We start from the raw sequence: 19427 nt of genomic DNA, 5'->3' as shown, positions 1-19427 counted from the left end.
TACTATTCATGGAATCACATCCAATCAAGCAAAAAGATTACCCTATCTTTAAGATTCCGCATATAAAATCTAGAATTAGCGAGTTGGGAACTTTTTGTCATGACTTTTTCCTATAGACCACTGTTTTTATATAGCTTAATGAGTGTTTTGGGGCTACTAGCCACATTGTCACCAACCCAAAATGCTAATGCTGCTGTACCAAGTTGTCCAACTCCTACTTTATCCCGTATTCAACGCTATCAAGTAGTTCGTGGTGAAACTTTAGAGAGTATAGCCCAGCGTTACAATCTCCAGCCCACAACAATTGCTGGTATGAATCCATCTGTTAATAACAGAATGCTCGCAGCTGGTACCCAATTGCAAATACCCCCCTTCGATGGAATTGTAGTAGCAGTAACTGGTGATCAAATTTGGCGACAAATAGCTACAAAGTACAAAGTGCGTCCAGATACTTTGTTTGAAATTAATGGTTGTCAACAAAATGCCAGAGTTGTTTTTGTTCCAGTTGTTCCAGAATTAACAAAAACACCTAATAGAATAATTACTGCATCCCTTGGACAAACTGCACGATCTGCAACCATATTTGGATATCCTTTACCAAGAAGTACAACCGTAGCCTTACCTTATGGGTGGCAAATTGAACCAACATCAAGTAAAGTTTTTTTTCATAGTGGTGTAGATTTGGTAGCACCAGTGGGTACTCCTGTGCAAGCGATCACACCAGGTATTGTAGTCTTTGCTAAATACCAGGCTAGTTATGGCAAATTAGTCATTATTAACCACGCAGGTGGACTGCAAACTCGTTATGCTCAACTGGAAACTATTCAAGTTACCCTGGGACAAGCAGTAAAACAAGGTGACATATTAGGAACAGTCGGTGCTACAGGCCAACCAACTTCTAGAGAACCACACCTACATTTTGAAATTCGTGCTAATGAATCCCTTGGTTGGACTGCAAAAGATCCAAAAGAGTATTTGAAATGAGGGACTAGGGACTAGGAAAATATTTCACCAATTACCAATTACCCATTACCAGTTCGGTAGAGTTAATAATATGCATTCCTGCTGCTGCAAATCTAGCGAAAGTGGCATTAGCTTGTTCCGTGTAGTCAACTACTCCCGGAACAACAACAGCTGAGGTGCAATCTTGGAGTAGATAGATTTTATTTGTTAGGGTGCTATCTACCTGTTGAATTTCTGTTAATAAATGGTCAATTGTCCAAGACACACAGTGACTTTTAGCTTGTCCGCCAATAATTACAATATCAAATTCTAAAAGTTGTTTTATTAAATTTGTGTTTTTTTTAGCAATTGGCTTTTGATCAAATCCTAATAATACTTCTGGACGTAAAACAGAATAATTTTCTGTTAAAGGGTTTTCCCCTTTTAGTTCAAATTGGGTTTGACTTTGACGAGCGATACTATGAAAAAATATGGCTTCTTCAACAGATGAAACCAAAGCATGACCAATTCCTCCTAACATAGAATGATAAGGCCAAACTGTTAGCGGGTATTTCCCATCTTGACTGAGTTGTTTAACGTAATGAAAAGCCTGTTCTTTCAATGATTCATAATCACCATTAGTCACACTATTAGCCACTGCTGGGTTAAGTTGCCAAATACCTGCTTCAATATCTGCGGGTGTAATATTGGTTGCTGCTGGTGTAGGATGTTCTCCATCTGTATTTATCCAAAAAATAGGATGGAATATTTGCATAGCTGTGTGAGTGTCGAGGGTGGGGATAATTTTTGTAATTACTCCCAAATTGCAATAAATAAATTCACATAATTTTTTATTATTATCAACTGCACCTGTTCCTGTTTGTCCACCTACATATAATTCAAAATTAGGAATACAAAAAGTGTTTTGGACATCAATTAATAATAGACAAACACGGGCTTTATCTGTTGATGCTGGTGGGATATTATGTTGTTTTGTCCATACTTCCGCTTCGGTTGCGCGTTCTTGGTAAGGTAAGCGGTATACTTCACCGACTTTTGCAGGGTTAAAGTGTGGGGGAATGGGCAGTTGGGTGGTTATTGGAATACTCATGTTCAAATATACCTTGATTTTATTTAAATATTTTGTAAGGATTCAGGTCTAAGGTAGAGGGATGAAAGAAGGTGTATGGAAAGCAGAGTGATCCATGGCTTTCATAGGTTGGTCAAAAAACTCAATTAGAGAAAGTGCTTGACGGCGACAAGTTTGTATAACCGTCAATAAATTGGCAGTATGTTAGAAGAGCTCCAGAGAAAGAGAACCACCACAGACCTTTCGTTGTGTCACTCCTAAACCTAACCTTAGTTCAGCTAAATTATGATCAAGGTCTATTGCCTAAGGAAGGTAAAAGTTTACCAGGTTCCCCTGGGGCTTGATCAATGAATGAATGGAAGATTCAACTTTTGGTTGAAACTAGGATGGGCAAGTCAAGAATTCATGAAGGTTTTGGGTTTGTTGGAATAAAGGGTAGTTTTTAAAACCTTCATCTATGAGGTCCATGAATTTTGTGCCAATTTCCTGGTGATTGAAGCCAGGAATCTTGATTAGTGTCTTGAAGTAACGGGGTAGGGTAGATGTGCCTGACATTTCTGTTGAGCTGTGACCGCATAATCGTTATAGGCAGTAAAGTCATCAGAACTGAGTACACCAGAGTAACTTGAACCCACAATGGATTCTAATTCGCCAGGACAAGGAGTATCAGGACCCATGAAATAAAGGGAAGTCACTATTGGCAAAAATCCATAACCATTGTTTCACCCCTTTGAGTACCCAGGGTGTTTCATCCCCAAGGATATGAGGCTGGGTTTGTTTTATCCACTGTTTGAGGCTATGAATACTTTGAGCCACTGGACCATCTATTCCTTCATTGGTACCTACTAATGTTCCCAGTCCAATTTCTATTTGACCCAGTTCCCACAACAACAAGTGTTGTTTTTCATAGGGTCAATAGCCCTAGTTATTGATCCATCCCAAAAAAGCTTGTCCTGTGATTCCTATATTTTGTCCCAGTACTATCTCTGGTGACCAGTGTGTGTGCCCTTTGTGTTGCCCCACACACACTGCAAATCCACGTATATCTTTCATATTCTACTATTTGGATTGGACTGTCCACCAACTCCCCTACTTGTTGTGTTTGGATTTTTATTGGTTCGCCAAAGAATTGCCCCTGACCTCACCATCCACACACTTGCCGTCCCACTATCTCAAATCTATTCTATCTACTCCACTAAACACCTTTCTCCTTTTTCCCCTATGCCCTGGTTGTCCTCCTGGTTTCCGTTTTCGTGTCTGCTTCTCTTCGTGGTTTCTCTTGTTGTTTGTTCTCGGTTTTTTTGAGGATGTCTCCCAAGGGTGCTTTGGATAATCTTATGGTCTCTAAATCTCTACTGACTTTGAGTTTCTCTATTTCTTTTTCCAGTTCTACTACTCTATTTGTTAGCTTCTCTATACTTTTCGCCTAGTCAATAATGATTTCTACCAGTTGCGGTGTTCCCAACTGCTTCAATATCTCTCTGTCTAGTTTTGGTCCTAGCTTCTTTTTCATGACTGCTATATTCTGCCTCACCTATCACACTTGTCAATACCCCACCACCTGAATCTTTACAATATTTTTTTGGTATTGATCAACTAATTTTCCACTTTTAATAATTATGCCATTAAGACTGTAGAGCCTTGGAGGTGAATTTTTTAGTCAAATTGAATTCATGCATCTTCTATCTGTACTAAAATGTCAGCAGCCATTACACCACGAATAACGCCACCTTCAATAGAAAGCAGTCTTTTTACTTCTGTCATAAATGTTTCCATAGCTTACCCAAATTCCATTATATCTGACATTCGGCAAACTTGGTGAAATTTCCAGGTATTTTTTGATGTTTGAAGTCGGACTGAATACCCAATATAATATATCCTAATTCACATTTATAAAAGATATTATTGAGGTTACATACGTCGGTTTTCCGGAGTTAGCCTATGCTGTTACAAGAACTTAAGGAGCAGGTTTACAAACTCTCTGTGAGTGATCGCCTTTCACTGGTAAGCCTCATTATTGAATCTCTCCAAGCTATATCCAGCCTCCAGCCTGATAAATCTAATGCAATTGGACGAATGCGAGGTTTGTTAAAAACAGACCAGCCAGCACCAACAGATGAAGAAGTCGAGGCAATGTTAGAAGAGCGACTGGTGGAGAGGTATCTTCATTGAAAGTCTTGATTGATAATAATATTATTGTTATGCTGGATTTTCTTTTGCACCGAGAGCCATTTCGACAAGATGCAGAAGAGTTATTTCAAGCAATTGATTCTGGTCGCATCATTGGCTATGTTACAGCAACTACCCTCACAGACATTTTCTACATTGCCCGAAGACATACTCGGAGTATTGAACAAGCACGACAGGCAGTTTTAGAAACATTGACGGTTATGATGGTTTGCCCCGTCAATCGAACTATTTTGGAGTGGGCGTTCGCATCTGGAATCGGTGATTTTGAAGATGTAATTCAAATTGCCTGTGCTGTTACTCAAGGATTAGAAGCAATCTTGACACGCGACAGGCAGGGTTTTTTAAGTTCAACAAACAGTGCCTGTATTGTCGGTTCGTCAGCTATTGGAACAATTAGACATCTCCGAAGGTTGAAATCAAATGTTTTTCTCAGTCACTAGATGGAAAAGATTAAGTTTAATTGCCATTCTTCTCAACTCTACGTGAACACTGGTCATTAGTATCACCAATTTTCTAACTTTCCCACTCCATCACCCCAAAACACCTCAACTGTAGCAATCTGAGAAGCAGAACCCCTTGTAATCTGATATTTTAGCTACAGAAAATCTACATGTTGAAGCTATGCAAACCATACAACCCCTTGAAACTACCAACACTACTAGTCAACCTGTTTTTGATACCACCATCAAACGGCGCAAAACCCGTGCTGTAAAGGTGGGAGATGTCACCATTGGGGGAGGCTACCCAGTGGTGGTACAGTCAATGATTAACGAAGATACACTGGATATTGACGGTTCTGTGGCGGGTATTCGTCGTCTCCATGAAATAGGCTGCGAAATTGTTCGCGTTACAGTTCCCAGTCTAGGACACGCTAAAGCCTTGGCGGAAATTAAGCCAAAATTAATCAAAACCTACCGCGATGTCCCCATTGTTGCCGATGTCCATCACAATGGCATGAAAATTGCCATGGAAGTCGCTAAACACATTGAAAAAGTCCGTATTAATCCGGGTTTATATGTATTTGAAAAACCAAATACCAGCCGCACCGAATATACAAAAGTTGAATTTGACGAAATTGGCGAAAAAATCCGCGAAACCTTAGCTCCCTTAGTAATTTCTCTACGTGATCAAGGTAAAGCTATGCGGATCGGTGTTAATCATGGTTCCTTAGCTGAAAGAATGCTATTTACCTATGGTGACACCCCGGAAGGGATGGTAGAATCGGCTTTAGAATTCATCCGTATTTGTGAATCTTTCGATTTTCGCAACATCGTTATTTCCATGAAAGCCTCACGAGTTCCTGTGATGGTGGCTGCATATCGGTTGATGGCCAAGCGCATGGATGATTTAGGGATGGATTATCCTTTACATCTGGGTGTGACAGAAGCAGGTGATGGGGAATATGGCAGAATTAAGTCTACAGCGGGAATTGCCACATTATTAGCTGATGGTTTGGGTGATACAATCCGCGTGTCTTTAACTGAAGCACCAGAAAAAGAAATTCCTGTGTGTTACAGCATTCTGCAAGCTTTAGGTTTGCGGAAAACGATGGTTGAGTATGTGGCTTGTCCTTCCTGTGGAAGAACTTTGTTTAATTTAGAAGAAGTGCTGCACACAGTTAGAGAAGCTACTAAACATCTAACAGGTTTAGATATTGCTGTCATGGGTTGTATTGTCAATGGCCCTGGAGAAATGGCAGATGCTGACTATGGTTATGTTGGCAAAACTCCCAGTTACATTTCTTTATATCGTGGCAGGGAAGAAATTAAAAAAGTCCCAGAAAATCTGGGTGTGGAAGAACTGATTAATTTGATTAAGGCTGATGGACGTTGGGTAGAACCTTAAGGTGTAAAATCCCAAGCCGTACCCAAGTAGACCTCTTGCTGAATGTGAAAATTAGGACTTTTGCAAGAGGTCTAGTGATTTGAGACGATAGCCCATACCGTGTATTGTTTCAATAAAATCTTCAGGCGCACCAGCAGCTTTTAACTTCTGACGTACACTTCTGAGATGAACTTTCACGGTGTGTTCATCTGGACATGTATCGGTTCTCCAAATATGGTCGATGATGACGCTGCGACTCAGGAGTCGGCGACCATTCCGCAGTAGTAGTTCCAGAAGACTGTATTCTTTGGGTGTGATATGAAGAGGGGTATGGTTATAGGTTACTTCGTAGGTACTAGGATTAAGTTGAAGATTGCCCCACTCTAAAACAGGAGGAGAGATTGTATTACCTCGACGTAATAAAGCCCGAATGCGAGCAAATAATTCTCCCAAATCAACGGGTTTAATAATGTAGTCGTCTGCGCCGGCATCTAGTCCAGAAATTTTGTCGCTGATTGTATCACAGGCAGTGAGCATGAGGACAGGTTTTTGATAGCCATGCGATCGCAACCGATGACACAGAGTTATACCATCAATTTCCGGTAGCATTAGGTCCAACAACAGCAAGTCATAGTCTAGTGCTTTGGTACAATTCCAAGCGGATTCTCCATCTGTGGCGATGTCAACAACATAAAGCTGGTCAGTTAGAGCTTCTGCCAGCGTTTCAGCCAAACGAATATCGTCTTCAATTAGCAGAATCCTCATCAGACTAGATGATTAGATAACAAATTCTAATTATAGCTTACAGGAAAAGAGCTATGTTTATGAGCGGGCGAAATAGGGAATTTTAATTCAAAAACCGCAAAAGATGCAATTCTTTTTGTTGCTTAAAAAATCCAAATACTTCTTTCGTTTTTGCAAAACTTCTTTACAATTTGCATTAACATCTGTAAAGATTGCCGTGGTTCTACTAATCTTTCCGAATTTTTTACAAATCTCTTACCAATTTATTTACAACTAACCAATTACTCTTCTAAAGTAAGGCGGGTCAAGATAATACTCCGATACCAAAACCCAGCCAAAACCTAACAGTTTAGGAGAAATTGAAGATGCTTGATGCTTTTTCTAGAGTGGTTGAACAGAGCGATCGCCAAGGCTCATACTTGAACGATGACCAAATTAATGCTTTGTGTGCATTAGTTGGGGACAGTAATAAACGGTTAGATATAGTAAACCGTCTAACCAGCAACGCCTCAACAATTACAGCTAATGCTTATCGGGCCTTAGTTGCTGAACAACCCAAGGTATTTGGACCTGGTGGTGCTTGTTTCCATCACCGCAATCAAGCAGCTTGTATTCGTGATTTAGGCTTTATTCTTCGTTACGTCACTTATTCCATCTTATCTGGTGATACCAGTGTAATGGACGATCGCTGCTTGAACGGTTTGCGCGAAACGTACCAAGCATTAGGAACACCAGGTGCTACCGTGGCTTCCGGGATTGGCAAAATGAAAGATGCAGCGATCACTATTGCTAATGACAACAGTGGCATTAGCCGTGGAGATTGCAGCAGCTTAATATCAGAACTGGCTACTTACTTTGATCGGGCAGCAGCAGCAGTTGCTTAAAAGCATAAGATTTTGAATTCATTTTTGATCATTGACACATATTTAGGGAGAAATTTTAACTATGAAAACCCCGTTAACCGAGGCTATTGCTGCTGCTGATACTCGTGGTGCTTACCTGAGCAACACTGAAATGCAAGCTGTATTTGGTCGTTTCAGCCGTGCTAAAGCTGGACTAGAAGCTGCCAGAGCTTTCAACCAAAATGGTCAGAAATGGGCAGAAGCAGCAGCTAATCATGTTTATCAGAAGTTCCCTTACACCACCCAGATGCAGGGTTCTCAATACGCTTCCACTCCCGAAGGCAAATCTAAGTGTGTCCGCGATATTAGCCATTACCTCCGCACCATCAGCTATTGCTGCGTCGTTGGTGGCACAGGCCCACTAGACGAATATGTAATTGCTGGAGTTAAAGAACTTAATGCAGCCTTGGGCTTATCTCCAAGCTGGTATGTAGCAGCGTTGGAATTTGTCCGTGACAACAATGGTCTATCAGGTGATGTGGCTGGAGAAGCCAATATTTACCTGAACTACGCCATCAACGCCTTGAGCTAAAAATTAGCAATAATTTAAAGGGGAAAGGGGAAAGGGGAAAATTAATGATTTATCCTTTTGCCCTTTTTATTTATTTCCCTGCGCGAAATTGTTTAACGGAGTTTAAATTATGAGCCTGTCAATGGAACAAAGATTAGGCATCAGTGCAGTTACAAATGCAAAAATTGAACTGCGCCCTAATTACAGGGAAGATGAATTGCAACAGATATTTAAAGCCGCTTACGAACACGTATTTGGACGTGAACGGGTTTATGTTAGCGGAATTTTTTCTAGTGCGGAAGCAATGCTCCGTAATGGCAAAATCAGTGTGCGCCAATTTGTCCAAACATTGGTAAAATCCGAATTTTACAAAGAGAGATTTTTTTATAACAACTCCCAAATTCGGTTCATTGAACTAAACTACAAACATCTGTTAGGACGCGCTCCCTACGACCAGTCAGAAATTGCTTATCATGTCGATCTCTATGCCTCTCAAGGTTACGATGCGGATATAGATTCCTATATCGACAGCCAGGAGTATAATAACGCCTTTGGTGATAACACAGTTCCCTACTATCGGGGATTTAAATCAATTCCTGGCATGAAACAGATTGGATTCAACCGCTTGTTTACACTGTATAGGGGCAATGGTAACAGCGATAATGCTGGCACAAAAAGCCCTCGTTTACGGCAACAACTGGCAATGAATTTGCCTAATATGATTATTCCTCCTAGTTCCGCTATCCGCTTTGCATCTGTGCTGAGTGTTGGACAATTAAATACTTCTCCTGTTCGTGGAGACCAGCGACTTTATGTGATCGAAATTATCGCTGGTGGTGTTGGTACTAAGGTAGCAGTACGTCGTAGCCGACAAGTGTATACTGTGCCGTTTGATCAACTCTCTAAGCGGTATCAGGAAATTCACAAACAAGGTGGCAAGATTATTAGCATCACACCTGTGTAAAAGTGATTGTTAATTGGTAATTTGATGACGAATTACCAATGAGATGAACAGGATAAATTAATCATCTCCAAATCCATCCTGTTCATTCTTTAGTTCTGTAAATTCTGATTCTGACATGGTTGTTACTAATTCCTCTACTGAACCAATTCTCTCTCCTGAAACAGCGATCGCTGCCCTAGATGCAGAGGATAATCAAATTAGATATTATGCTGCTTGGTGGTTGGGAAAACATCAAATTCAATCAGCCTGTACAGCACTTTGTCAGCAACTCCATGATGTACGCTATCGTACAGTTCAAGGCGGTTATCCTTTACGTCGTCAGGTTGCTCGTGCTCTAGGACAACTCAAAAATATTCAAGCATTACCCGCATTGCTGGAAGCCCTCAGATGTGAAGAAGATGGGCAATTTCGGGAAGCTGTCATTGAGGCATTGGGAAAAATTGGCGATCTCACTGCGAGTTATCCTCTGTTACAACTTTTACAGTTGGGTACATCCCAACCCTATGAAGCCTTAATTGAAGCCTTGGGAGAATTACGGGTATCAGAAGCTCGTCCTTTGGTTGAACCATTTTTACAGCATTCCTCAGAAAGAGTGCAGTGTGCAGCTGCTCGTTATCTCTATCTCATCACCCAACAACCTGAATATCTCCAACGCATCATTAAAAATCTGAATCATGAAAATCCCTATTTGCGCTGGGCTGCTGCCTTTGATTTAGGGGCAATTGGTCACATACAAGCAGCTGAAGCAATTGTGCAAGCAAAGGTTGGTAATAGTCTCAAGCTGTTAAACCTAAAACAAATTTTAGAGACAGTATTAGAAGGCGATGTTTCCGAGTTGGAAAAACAAAAAGCAATTCAAAACATATTTAAAGCAATTGATCAACTTTTAATGCGACTTTAAATAATTAAGGCTCTTGCGTTGTTTTTATGGTGATTGAGGATTAATTACAACAAAACCCTTGCCCCGTAAGGGTTATAAAGAATTATTCCCTGACTTTAAATGAAATAACTACGGAATAAGGCTTTCAAGGGTTTTGAAGCTGTTTTCCCATAAAAAGAACTGAAGAACGATAATTAATAATTACCATTACCAATTACCATACCTCACAGATATGATAAGTCTGCAACCAGACATAACATTAGACCAACTTGCATTCCTCAGTGTGGAATCTTTGATTGAGGCTTATCCCGCTTGCCCAAATCAAAACATACAGGCACGTATTATCAGCATTCTAGCTGAACTTGGTGACGAGCGCGCTTTAGATTTACTTGTGGAAGTTGTGGGTGTAGAAGTTGCTAATCACTGCCAAGGAAATATACGTCGAGTGGCAGCTAGGGGCTTAGAACAGATGGTGATTGCCACTACGGACCCGGAAAAAAGCCAAAGAGCAATTTATAAGCTATCTTGGGCATTATTAAATGCTGAAGATTGGGCGTTGCGTTATGCAGCGGCAGTTTCTTTGGGAGGAATTGCTACTGTTGAAATCAATACCATCCTTGACCAAGCTATGACGCAAGAATCAGACCGAGTAGTTAAAGAACGGATTCGGATGATTTTGAATGTGTAAATACTTTAATTACTCATTTTCAGCCAATCAAATACTTTAGTAACTGTTAACTCCAAGTCTATCCCTGCTAAGACTGGTAAACGTTTATCATCCTGTAAAAGTTCTGGTTGTTGATTTGGAGGAAAAATCAAAATAGAACGGTCTTATGGATCTATCAACGAACCTAATTGACAACTATGATTTAAGCAATAAAGAATATTATCCATAACTCGATTTGAACTTTAGACCTGTCAGGAAAATTAACTTGGTGTGAAAAAAATACTAGAAGGAAATTTTGAGGGTGTACCAAAAGGAAAAATCCACTAAATTAACTATATTCAAGAATATTCACATCGTAGAAAACAAATACTGGGAATAACTAACCATCAGTTTCAAGACTTGTTAGCCCAAGGTGAAGAAATGTACCATAAAAAACTATCAAGGTGACATAGAAAGTAAAAAGATAGGTATAAGTCAGAAAGGAGGAGGGGGGAAAGGGAAACTAGAGATAAAACAACAGGTATGTCTATGCTTGTTCTATTGGAGGAAAATGCCAACATTTGAGGTTTTAAGTTTGCATTTCGGTATATGGAAAACGGAAGCAAAGGATACATTTCATTACTGGCTAGAGATATTACGAAATGTTTTGCCTACTAGTCTCCTTGAACAGGTAGAAAAACATGATAGCGACTATGGGATGGCGATAGAACTATTGACGGAGTTTCACTTAATAGTGGACAGCATGGAACAGCCAGGAGGAAGGCCTTCAGATAATCAGGAGCAAAAAAGGTATTTTTCAGGTAAGAAGAAGCAGCACAGATTTAAAAATCAGTTTGTTATCTTACCAGAAGGAAAAGATATTGTCGATGTAGAAGTAGGACAAAAAGGCCCAACCAGTGATATTAGCTTATTTCGAGAGCAACAAGAAAAGTTCGATAACAACCAAAGGAGAATTAACCTCAGAACAAAAGTCAGGAAACAAAGAGTTTTCCACCAAGGGTATTTTTGTTGAACAGGTTATTAGACTTGTAAAAATATTCCGGGTACCTCAAGAAAGATTTCCCCTGGATTCCCCAATTTACTCACAAGTAATTCTTACTAACTATTTATGGTTTAGTCACATTAGGAATTGGTTCATTAGTTTTGCCCATTTCATACATGTTATGGATATGAGGTCAGTTATGAATTAGTCATCAACATATTCATGGATAGGAAGTATCCGTAACTATTCTTAACCCTGATTCTTTCCTTGGCTCTTTCCTAATATTAACACTATGGAAAGACAGACACAGACTCTTTTCTAAATTTTCGGTCCTCTCTTTTGCTCTGGGGAAAAAATTTCAATTGTCCAGTCTGGAAAAAGCGGAAAATCATTAGGTACTTCTCCGTCAGTAGCAAAGGGAATACGTGACCAGTTGAAAACAGCTATATCAGGTACTATTGAGCGAATACCAAAACTACAACGCAGTTCAGGAAAAGCATAAGCAATCTTTTCACTTTCGGTAACATCATTAACACTATTGCAAAGTTTTAACTGTAATCGGCTATACTTCCCTTTTGCCATGGGTTTTGGAATAATTTTACCGTTGATGTATTCGGAGGTATGTTTTGTTTCTAGTAGTTTAAGAAACTCTTCTAAGTCCATGGATTAAGTAATTACCGTTGTCATTTCTCCTGAATCCTGCAAACGAGATGTGTTTTTAGTCTAATGGGACGCTATACAAATACACTACGCAGCATTAGTTATCAAACTGACTGCGGGTCTATCGGCACTATTTGGCAAGCGAAAACAACTCTTTGGTAATGTTACAATTGTCACAGTATTGCCAAGCATATGGAAAAACTCAACACTTTAGCCTGTTTATAGTCCGGGAATATCATGTTTTTCAACTACCGTGCCAATATTTCCAGTCTATACATCCCCTTCAGGAATATCACGCAATAGTTTTATATCACAGTAAATAATATTACATTTGAGTAAAGGGTGAAATTCATTGCAGCCTCCAATATTGCTTGCTAATCGGTAAATAAAGTGATCAGTCGAGGAAAGTCTGTACCTCTATCTATTTGCCAGATTGTCTTGACAAGGAGTGGTCTGTTGATGGGGCTAAGCAGATTTACGCTAACTTCATATCTTGTACCATAAGCAGTTTCTTTAATCAGATTAACATCTATAGTTAGATGAAACTTACGGATATCTAATTCTAGCTGCTGCCAGTGATTGGGAGAATAGTCAAATTGGAGGAGTAATTTAGCTTTTGTCCCACCACGTTTATGTTCAGTTCTTATTAAAAACTAAGTCAGCTTAGATGGCTCGATTACTGCGCGATCGCTATTTGGGATTTTCATAATTAATATTCACTCCTAATTTATCTGCAGCAAGGAGTTCAACACTTCTGGTGATCCAGATGTGATTCTTAATCACAACTCCTCAAATATGTATGTTTGCTAAATAATATCAGGTGTAAATTTTTTTCTTTCAGGGTACGGTAATGAATGTAGGTATGAAAGTCGAAAATTCCATTTTTCAAACTCTTTCTCTTTGCCTCTGTGCGACGCACACTTTGCTCAAGTCGGTAAAGCCACCCACGCAAGTGTCCTCCTGTGCGTGAAACAAATTCATACTTTCATCCAGCAATAGTAGTGAAATAAATAAGATTCTACTGTTACTTTTCACGAAACATCTATATTGTGAAAACAGCATCTAACAATTCATCATACGAGTTATCATAATCGTAAACCCTTGCCCCATGCTTAATCCATTAGGTATTGCAATTGGATTCTTAATTATCATCCTTTTCACAACTTACTACTTACTGCAACGACAAATAACTCAACGACAACAGACAGGAAATATCCTCCGACAACAGACAGAAAGAGAACGTCTAGTTAGCCAAATAGCTCACCATATTCGCACATCTCTGAACTTAGAAGAAGTGCTAGTCACTACAGTTGCAGAGGTAAAACACTTTCTTCAAGCTGACAGAGTGCTGATTTATCGACTTTGGGAAGATGGAACCGGTAGCGCCATTACCGAAACCGTATCACCTGACTATCCTTGTATTTTGGGTCGAATATTTCCAGCGGAAGTCTTTCCTAGAGAATATCATCACGCCTACACTCAAGGAAGAACTACTGCTATTACCAATGTTGAAAGCGATGTAAATTCATGTTTGGCAGAATTTTTGAACCAGTTCGGTGTAAAGGCTAAATTGGTAGTACCGATTTTGCAGGAAGTCAGGAAAGTTAGAGAAACTGATAACTCTGAATCCCTCCACCCTTCTCCCCATCTTTGGGGATTGTTAATTGCTCACCAATGCAGTAATGTGCGTCAATGGCAAACCTGGGAAGTTGAGTTAATGAAACAACTAGCCACCCAGGTAGCGATAGCCATTCAACAATCAGAACTGTACGAACAGTTGCAACAACTCAATGCTCAACTAGAACATCGTGTACAACAACGCACGGAAGAACTAGCCAGAACCAATACATCTTTGCGGGCTGAAATTGTCGAACGTCAGCGCACTGAAGCTGCACTCCGCCACACTAACCAAACCTTACAATCTCTCATCGCCGCCTCACCCCGTGCTATTTTCACCTTGGATTTACACAACAATGTCAAAATGTGGAATCCCGCAGCCGAAAGAATGTTTGGTTGGAGTGAAACAGAAGTATTAGATCAGCCCAACCCGATTATGTCCGCAGAGTTGGAGGAGTATGAAAAGATTAAGGAAACCGTCATCCAAGGTATCACTCCTCCCAGTGTAGAAGTACGTCAACGCAAAAAAGACAATTCGCTAATTGATATTGTGTTCTCTGCTGCTCCCCTACACAACAGTGAGGGAGTGATTAGTGGTATGGTGGCAGTTGTAGCCGACATCACCGAACAGAAACGGCAAGCCGAGCAAGTGCGATTTCTTGAGTCTGTAGTCGTTAACACCAATGATGCAGTTTTGATTACAGAAGCAGAACCCATTGATGAACCAGTTCCCCGCATTCTCTATATTAATGAAGCCTTTACTCGGATGACTGGGTATAGCCCGGAAGAAGTGTTAGGTAAAACCCCCGGTATTCTCCAAGGACCGAAAACTACTGGCGCTGTCTTGGATCAAGTGCGAACCGCCCTATTTAGTAGGGAATCTGTGACAGTGGAGGCAATCAACTATCGCAAAGATGGCTCGGAATTTTGGGTAGAATCCAGTATAGTTCCTGTAGCTGACAAAACTGGTTATTATACGCACTGGATTTCAATCCAGCGAGATGTTAGCGAACGCAAGCGCATTGAACAAGCATTACGTTGTAGTGAAGAAAGATTTCGCTCGTTAATTGAAAATGCCCTAGATGTAATTACCATCCTCGATACAGACGGAACTATTCACTACATGAGTCCATCTGTGGAAAAGGTTTTGGGTTATCGGTCTGTGGAATTGATTAATCAAAACTTTTTTGCCTGGATTCATCCTGATGACTTTGTTGCCACTTGTTACAACATTACCAATGCCATTAAAAATCCAGATGTACCCTTACCTGTAGAATTTCGTTATCGTCATCAAGATGATTCTTGGCGGACTCTAGAAGCCATCAGCCAGAAATTTGTGGATAATTCAGAATTAACAAGCATTGTGGTGAATTCACGTGATATTACGGAACGAAAACGATTAGAAGAAGTGAGACTTGCATTGGAGCGAGAAAAAGAATTAAGTGCTATGAAGATTCGCTTCTTCTCGATGGCATCCCATGAATTTCGGACACCACTGAGTACAGCCTTAGCTGCTGCCCAATTATTAGAAAATTCTCCCCATGCCTGGGAAAATGGAGGAAAGCGATCGCGCAACTTACGGCGCATTCAAGACTCAGTGAAAAATATGGTGCAGCTTCTAGATGACATCCTCACCATCAATCGGGCAGAAACTGGTAACTTAGAATTTAATCCCCAATGGCTGGATTTAGAAAGATTTTGTCGTCAGTTTGTGGAAGAAATCCGTCTGAGTAACACTTCTGAATACATACTCACCTTTACTTGTGACAGCGTCCCCTGGCGTAACACCGTAGAACAATGGCAACAAGCATATCTGGATGAAAAGTTATTGCGCTCAATTTTGGGAAATCTCTTGTCAAACGCCATTAAATATTCCCCAGAAAAAACTCAGGTTGATTTCTGCCTCAACTTTGATCATAATCAAGTAATTATTCAAATTAGCGATCACGGCATCGGGATTTCCACAACTGACCAAGATCAACTATTTGAGCCATTTCATCGGGGTCACAATGTCCGTAACATTGCTGGAACCGGACTAGGACTAGTCGTTGTTAAAAAATGTGTGGATCTACATGGTGGGCATTTGAACATCGTTAGTGAACTAGGTCATGGTACAACTGTCACCGTCACATTACCCCTAGCCTAATCTGAATTTTCTTTACTTTGAATTTTGAATTTTGAATTTTGAATTTTGAACCTTGAATTGTTTACCCTGTGTTAGATTGGGCATACTGACTATAAATTTTCCCTCTGACACAGCTGTCATTATGGTAATTACAAAAAGTAGACTTGTTTTAGGTGCTACGGCAGTGACGCTTTCTACAATTGCTGTTACTAGTCTTGGCATTCACTCCCGTGGTCAGGCTTTATTTAAAGCAAGCCCCAAGGAATTGATAGACGAAGTTTGGCAAATTGTTTACCGTCAATATGTAGACGGGACGTTTAATCAGGTAGATTGGCAAGCTGTTCGTAAAGAATATTTAAGCAAGTCCTACACCAACCAGGAAGAAGCTTATAAGTCGATCCGGGAAATGCTGAAAAAGTTAGAAGATCCTTACACCCGGTTTATGAACCCAGAGGAATTCAAGAATATGCAGGTTGATACCTCTGGAGAACTCACAGGGATTGGTATCACGATCAGTCAGGATGAAAAAACTAAGCAATTAGTTGTGATTGCCCCGATTGAGGATACACCCGCCTTTAAAATGGGAGTTATAGCTAAGGATGTGATCCTGGAAATTGATGGCAAAAGCACTGAAGGCATGGATACTAACCAGGCTGTATCTTTGATTCGCGGTGAAGCGGGAACTAAGGTCAGATTGAAAATTTTGCGGAATGGTCAGAAAAAACAATTTGATATCACACGGGCCAGGATTGAAATCCATCCGGTTAAGTGTTCTGAAAAACAAACTCCAGCGGGTAATCTTGGTTACATTCGTCTAAATCAGTTCAGTGCTAATGCCGCCAAGGAAATGAAAGATGCAATTAGTAAATTAGAGACTAAAAACGTATCTGGTTATATTTTGGATCTGCGGGGCAATCCTGGTGGTTTATTATTCTCCAGTGTGGACATTGCCCGAATGTGGTTAGATAAAGGAACTATTGTCTCTACTATTGACCGTCAAGGTGAACAGGAGAGGGAAATTGCTAAAGGTCGTGCTTTAACTACTAAACCTTTAGTGGTGTTAGTTGATAAGGGTTCAGCTAGTGCTAGTGAAATTCTTTCCGGTGCTTTGCAGGATAATAAACGTGCGACCATAGTGGGTACGCAAACCTTTGGTAAGGGTTTGGTCCAATCTGTACGACCCTTGGAAGATGGTTCAGGGTTAGCAGTGACTATTGCTAAGTATCATACCCCTAGCGGTAAAGATATTAATAAGCATGGTATTGATCCTGATGTAAAAGTGGATTTAACTGATGCCCAAAGACAAGATCTGTGGTTAAAGGAACGGGATAAACTAGCCACTTTAGAAGATCCCCAATTTGCCAAAGCTGTGGAAATTTTAGGTAAACAAGCTGCTAAAAATAGTAAGACTACAAACAAGAATTAAACAAATTGTGTTCGCACAGCCTGCTGGAAGCACTATTTTGAATTTATTGGGGTTGGTATTTTCTAGCCCTGATTAATCCTACTCGACGGGCGATTGCTTCTGGTTGTGAATTAAAAGTTCCCCGTTTTTTGATAATATCTGGGTTATTTTCTTTAACTTGTTGGCTGGGTTCTATTTCGCATATTTCGGATTTATAGTTGATAATATACCAGGTTTGTGTATTCGTCATAATCAAAGATGGGTTTCCTAGCATAGGATTAAGAGGCACAACTTAATTATCAATCCCGGATATTGCAAAAAAAAAACAAGCTGCGCGGGTGTGAATTTTACTTGAGTTGAATTTGGAATTATTTACCTATGCCTTCACCATTTCCAGGGATGAATCCCTATTGAGAACATCCTGAATTGTGGACAGAAGTTCACAGTAGATTAATCATTGCGATCACTGATGCAATTTTCCCTCATTTACGACCAAAATAGAGACTAGCTGTAGAAAAAAGAGTGTATCAAATGACAGATGGAAATTCTGTTTTAATTGGTATTCCTGATGTTACTATAGCACGTTCTTTAAAACCCACAAATCAAGAATTATCTAAAGATTGCTGTTGCTTCTCCACCTGTTCAACCCATAACAGTAAACATTCCCATTCCTGAGGAAATTAGAGAAAGTTATTTAGAAGTCAGAGAAGTTGTGACAGCAGAAGTTATCACAGTCCTTGAACTGCTTTTACCTAACAATAAACGTGCGGGACAAGGAAGAAACACATATCAAACTAAGCGTCAACAAATATTAGGAGGTTCTACACATTTAGTAGAAATAGATTTATTACCTGGTGGTGAATATATACCGATATTAGATAATGAAATTAAATCAGATTATCGAATTTTAGTTAATCGTAGTCAATTACGTCCTAGAGCAGAATTATATCCTTTTAATTTACAAGAATCAATTCCTGCTTTTTTCTCACCTCTGAAAAAAGGAGATATAGAACCTTTAGTAGATTTACAAGATGTGATTCAAGATTTTTTTGATCGTGCTGGTTTTGATTTAGCTATAGGTTATAACTGTGAACCTGTGCCACCAATTCAAGAAACGGATATTATTTGGGTGAATGAGTTGTTAAAAGCCCATGGTTTGCGGTAGACTCAATTTTCTGAATTCGGTCAATTTGCTTTAAATGCAAGATAATAATGCAATTATTACATGGAACCTTTAAATTACTTACATAAATAACAGATGATCACAATGACATTGTTTGTTACTGCTATTGTCCACTACAACACACACAATGTGGTGGTTTTTATATTCTCTTCAGTATTTTGAATTATGTCAGCTTCAATGGAATTGCAACCGACGTTAGGTAAAAGTATTTGTGAAGACTGTGCATTTTATGTCAAATTAGAGTGTACTCACCCCGATGAGTTAGGGGTTAATTGTGCTACTGTGATTTTTTGTAATTCATTCACTCCACCGGTAGAAATTAGACCTCTTGCAGAATTAATTTTATGTTATAATGCGGTTTGTCTTTGTTTTAGCCAAAAGTTAGAGTGACACGGTTATGTTTGAACTAACGAGCCCAAAGAACACCAAAAATACATAAAATCTAAACCTCTCTGTGATACCACAGAAAGAACTTTGCAAGAGGTCTATTGGTAGTCCTTGTGTGTCTTTCGGTAGTGATGATGAATAAAAGATACAATAATCCTAAAAAGTGTGATCGCTCATAATATAACTTACTTAGGTAATTTTTACCTAATAACTTGAATACAAGCATGTTGTCCTAGTAATTCATAAAGCTAAAGGTAGAACCTCATTCCATGTTTGACATCCAGAAGAGATAATTTTTCGGTGATTGTCTGTGTGTGAAGTCTAAATAAACTGAACGGTTTATTTTTAAGTGGG

At 39.7% G+C, this 19427-nt stretch carries 23 protein-coding genes and 1 pseudogene; 15 read left to right on the top strand and 9 right to left on the bottom strand.

Annotation, left to right across the window (positions count from 1 at the left end):
- Positions 1-99: 99 nt before the first annotated feature.
- A complete protein-coding gene (locus tag AAZO_RS01440) occupies positions 100-984 on the top strand; it encodes a LysM peptidoglycan-binding domain-containing M23 family metallopeptidase (protein ID WP_013189909.1) in 885 nt (294 codons plus the stop codon).
- Between the two features lie 31 nt (positions 985-1015).
- Here the strand turns inward: AAZO_RS01440 and AAZO_RS01435 are convergent, their stop codons facing one another.
- From AAZO_RS01435 to AAZO_RS43180, 3 genes are all read right to left on the bottom strand, one after another.
- Entirely contained in the window at positions 1016-2053 is a 1038-nt protein-coding gene (locus tag AAZO_RS01435; RefSeq protein ID WP_013189908.1) for a cysteine hydrolase family protein, read from the bottom strand.
- 491 nt (positions 2054-2544) lie between these two features.
- Positions 2545-2709, bottom strand: coding sequence for a hypothetical protein (locus AAZO_RS43185; protein ID WP_187289572.1), 165 nt, complete (start codon positions 2707-2709; stop codon positions 2545-2547).
- The gene (locus AAZO_RS43180) at positions 2699-2926 is read right to left on the bottom strand and encodes a hypothetical protein (protein ID WP_420807040.1); all 228 of its coding nucleotides are present in this window, start codon (positions 2924-2926) and stop codon (positions 2699-2701) included. The genes AAZO_RS43185 and AAZO_RS43180 overlap by 11 nt, the downstream gene beginning before the upstream one ends.
- A gap of 1047 nt (positions 2927-3973) precedes the next feature.
- Here AAZO_RS43180 and AAZO_RS01425 point away from each other — a divergent pair.
- The 3 genes from AAZO_RS01425 (at position 3974) to ispG (ending at position 6067) form a co-directional block, all read left to right on the top strand.
- Positions 3974-4204 carry a hypothetical protein gene (locus tag AAZO_RS01425; RefSeq protein WP_013189906.1) on the top strand — a complete coding sequence of 77 codons (231 nt, stop codon included), beginning with the start codon at positions 3974-3976 and terminating at the stop codon, positions 4202-4204.
- A gap of 29 nt (positions 4205-4233) precedes the next feature.
- Entirely contained in the window at positions 4234-4662 is a 429-nt protein-coding gene (locus AAZO_RS01420; protein WP_266887610.1) for a PIN domain-containing protein, read from the top strand.
- A 181-nt stretch (positions 4663-4843) separates the two neighbouring features.
- Positions 4844-6067 carry a (E)-4-hydroxy-3-methylbut-2-enyl-diphosphate synthase gene (gene ispG, locus AAZO_RS01415; protein ID WP_013189904.1) on the top strand — a complete coding sequence of 408 codons (1224 nt, stop codon included), beginning with the start codon at positions 4844-4846 and terminating at the stop codon, positions 6065-6067.
- A gap of 51 nt (positions 6068-6118) precedes the next feature.
- Here the strand turns inward: ispG and AAZO_RS01410 are convergent, their stop codons facing one another.
- The gene (locus AAZO_RS01410; protein WP_013189903.1) at positions 6119-6811 is read right to left on the bottom strand and encodes a response regulator transcription factor; all 693 of its coding nucleotides are present in this window, start codon (positions 6809-6811) and stop codon (positions 6119-6121) included.
- Between the two features lie 344 nt (positions 6812-7155).
- Between AAZO_RS01410 and AAZO_RS01405 the strand changes: the two genes are divergently transcribed.
- The 5 genes from AAZO_RS01405 (at position 7156) to AAZO_RS01385 (ending at position 10735) form a co-directional block, all read left to right on the top strand.
- Complete coding sequence (locus AAZO_RS01405; protein WP_013189902.1) at positions 7156-7674, top strand: globin family protein; 519 nt, start codon at positions 7156-7158, stop codon at positions 7672-7674.
- Positions 7675-7735: 61 nt separating this feature from the next.
- Positions 7736-8224: a globin family protein gene (locus tag AAZO_RS01400; protein ID WP_013189901.1), complete on the top strand. Its 489-nt coding sequence runs from the start codon at positions 7736-7738 to the stop codon at positions 8222-8224.
- 109 nt (positions 8225-8333) lie between these two features.
- Positions 8334-9167 carry a phycobilisome linker polypeptide gene (locus AAZO_RS01395; protein WP_013189900.1) on the top strand — a complete coding sequence of 278 codons (834 nt, stop codon included), beginning with the start codon at positions 8334-8336 and terminating at the stop codon, positions 9165-9167.
- Between the two features lie 115 nt (positions 9168-9282).
- Positions 9283-10068 (top strand): HEAT repeat domain-containing protein, encoded by a 786-nt coding sequence (locus AAZO_RS01390; protein WP_013189899.1) that lies wholly within the window; start codon positions 9283-9285, stop codon positions 10066-10068.
- A 211-nt stretch (positions 10069-10279) separates the two neighbouring features.
- On the top strand, positions 10280-10735 hold the full coding sequence (locus AAZO_RS01385) for a HEAT repeat domain-containing protein (RefSeq protein WP_013189898.1): 456 nt from the start codon (positions 10280-10282) through the stop codon (positions 10733-10735).
- Positions 10736-10740: 5 nt separating this feature from the next.
- Here the strand turns inward: AAZO_RS01385 and AAZO_RS42055 are convergent, their stop codons facing one another.
- Positions 10741-10866: a hypothetical protein gene (locus AAZO_RS42055; RefSeq protein WP_338027008.1), complete on the bottom strand. Its 126-nt coding sequence runs from the start codon at positions 10864-10866 to the stop codon at positions 10741-10743.
- 398 nt (positions 10867-11264) lie between these two features.
- Here AAZO_RS42055 and AAZO_RS40795 point away from each other — a divergent pair, with 398 nt between their 5' ends.
- The gene (locus tag AAZO_RS40795; protein ID WP_266887596.1) at positions 11265-11726 is read left to right on the top strand and encodes a transposase family protein; all 462 of its coding nucleotides are present in this window, start codon (positions 11265-11267) and stop codon (positions 11724-11726) included.
- Positions 11611-11904: a transposase family protein gene (locus tag AAZO_RS40790; protein ID WP_266887593.1), complete on the top strand. Its 294-nt coding sequence runs from the start codon at positions 11611-11613 to the stop codon at positions 11902-11904. The genes AAZO_RS40795 and AAZO_RS40790 overlap by 116 nt, the downstream gene beginning before the upstream one ends.
- 128 nt (positions 11905-12032) lie before the next feature.
- Here the strand turns inward: AAZO_RS40790 and AAZO_RS01370 are convergent.
- From AAZO_RS01370 to AAZO_RS34730, 3 genes and pseudogenes are all read right to left on the bottom strand, one after another.
- Positions 12033-12359: pseudogene (locus AAZO_RS01370) on the bottom strand (Uma2 family endonuclease); the annotation flags it as partial.
- 371 nt (positions 12360-12730) lie between these two features.
- Entirely contained in the window at positions 12731-13003 is a 273-nt protein-coding gene (locus AAZO_RS43175) for a DUF6883 domain-containing protein (RefSeq protein WP_420807052.1), read from the bottom strand.
- 128 nt (positions 13004-13131) lie between these two features.
- Positions 13132-13308 (bottom strand): hypothetical protein, encoded by a 177-nt coding sequence (locus AAZO_RS34730; RefSeq protein ID WP_187289577.1) that lies wholly within the window; start codon positions 13306-13308, stop codon positions 13132-13134.
- A 156-nt stretch (positions 13309-13464) separates the two neighbouring features.
- On the opposite strand from AAZO_RS34730, the gene AAZO_RS01365 reads away from it, so the two are divergent.
- Positions 13465-16119, top strand: a complete 2655-nt coding sequence (locus AAZO_RS01365; RefSeq protein ID WP_013189896.1) for a PAS domain S-box protein — start codon at positions 13465-13467, stop codon at positions 16117-16119.
- A 121-nt stretch (positions 16120-16240) separates the two neighbouring features.
- Entirely contained in the window at positions 16241-17524 is a 1284-nt protein-coding gene (ctpC, locus tag AAZO_RS01360; protein WP_013189895.1) for a carboxyl-terminal processing protease CtpC, read from the top strand.
- Positions 17525-17567: 43 nt separating this feature from the next.
- On the opposite strand, the gene AAZO_RS01355 is transcribed toward ctpC, so the two are convergent.
- A complete protein-coding gene (locus AAZO_RS01355) occupies positions 17568-17753 on the bottom strand; it encodes a hypothetical protein (RefSeq protein ID WP_041639165.1) in 186 nt (61 codons plus the stop codon).
- Positions 17754-17929: 176 nt separating this feature from the next.
- On the opposite strand from AAZO_RS01355, the gene AAZO_RS43170 reads away from it, so the two are divergent.
- Positions 17930-18004, top strand: a complete 75-nt coding sequence (locus AAZO_RS43170) for a hypothetical protein (protein ID WP_420807051.1) — start codon at positions 17930-17932, stop codon at positions 18002-18004.
- 100 nt (positions 18005-18104) lie between these two features.
- Complete coding sequence (locus AAZO_RS01350; protein ID WP_420807050.1) at positions 18105-18668, top strand: DUF4058 family protein; 564 nt, start codon at positions 18105-18107, stop codon at positions 18666-18668.
- Positions 18669-19427: the final 759 nt, after the last annotated feature.

It is taken from the genome of 'Nostoc azollae' 0708 (assembly GCF_000196515.1).
GTDB lineage: Bacteria > Cyanobacteriota > Cyanobacteriia > Cyanobacteriales > Nostocaceae > Trichormus_B > Trichormus_B azollae.
Note: the sequence above shows the minus strand (reverse complement) of the source record. Positions and strands in the feature narration are given on the sequence as shown.

What these genes read in the sequence shown, in the direction of transcription:
- AAZO_RS01440 (WP_013189909.1), top strand. Translation starts at nt 100, where the DNA reads ATGACTTTTTCCTATAGACCACTGTTTTTATATAGCTTAATGAGTGTT.
- AAZO_RS01435 (WP_013189908.1), bottom strand. Translation starts at nt 2,053, where the DNA reads ATGAGTATTCCAATAACCACCCAACTGCCCATTCCCCCACACTTTAAC.
- AAZO_RS43185 (WP_187289572.1), bottom strand. Translation starts at nt 2,709, where the DNA reads ATGGGTCCTGATACTCCTTGTCCTGGCGAATTAGAATCCATTGTGGGT.
- AAZO_RS01425 (WP_013189906.1), top strand. Translation starts at nt 3,974, where the DNA reads ATGCTGTTACAAGAACTTAAGGAGCAGGTTTACAAACTCTCTGTGAGT.
- AAZO_RS01420 (WP_266887610.1), top strand. Translation starts at nt 4,234, where the DNA reads ATGCTGGATTTTCTTTTGCACCGAGAGCCATTTCGACAAGATGCAGAA.
- ispG (WP_013189904.1), top strand. Translation starts at nt 4,844, where the DNA reads ATGCAAACCATACAACCCCTTGAAACTACCAACACTACTAGTCAACCT.
- AAZO_RS01410 (WP_013189903.1), bottom strand. Translation starts at nt 6,811, where the DNA reads ATGAGGATTCTGCTAATTGAAGACGATATTCGTTTGGCTGAAACGCTG.
- AAZO_RS01405 (WP_013189902.1), top strand. Translation starts at nt 7,156, where the DNA reads ATGCTTGATGCTTTTTCTAGAGTGGTTGAACAGAGCGATCGCCAAGGC.
- AAZO_RS01400 (WP_013189901.1), top strand. Translation starts at nt 7,736, where the DNA reads ATGAAAACCCCGTTAACCGAGGCTATTGCTGCTGCTGATACTCGTGGT.
- AAZO_RS01395 (WP_013189900.1), top strand. Translation starts at nt 8,334, where the DNA reads ATGAGCCTGTCAATGGAACAAAGATTAGGCATCAGTGCAGTTACAAAT.
- AAZO_RS01390 (WP_013189899.1), top strand. Translation starts at nt 9,283, where the DNA reads ATGGTTGTTACTAATTCCTCTACTGAACCAATTCTCTCTCCTGAAACA.
- AAZO_RS01385 (WP_013189898.1), top strand. Translation starts at nt 10,280, where the DNA reads ATGATAAGTCTGCAACCAGACATAACATTAGACCAACTTGCATTCCTC.
- AAZO_RS40795 (WP_266887596.1), top strand. Translation starts at nt 11,265, where the DNA reads ATGCCAACATTTGAGGTTTTAAGTTTGCATTTCGGTATATGGAAAACG.
- AAZO_RS01365 (WP_013189896.1), top strand. Translation starts at nt 13,465, where the DNA reads ATGCTTAATCCATTAGGTATTGCAATTGGATTCTTAATTATCATCCTT.
- ctpC (WP_013189895.1), top strand. Translation starts at nt 16,241, where the DNA reads ATGGTAATTACAAAAAGTAGACTTGTTTTAGGTGCTACGGCAGTGACG.
- AAZO_RS01355 (WP_041639165.1), bottom strand. Translation starts at nt 17,753, where the DNA reads ATGACGAATACACAAACCTGGTATATTATCAACTATAAATCCGAAATA.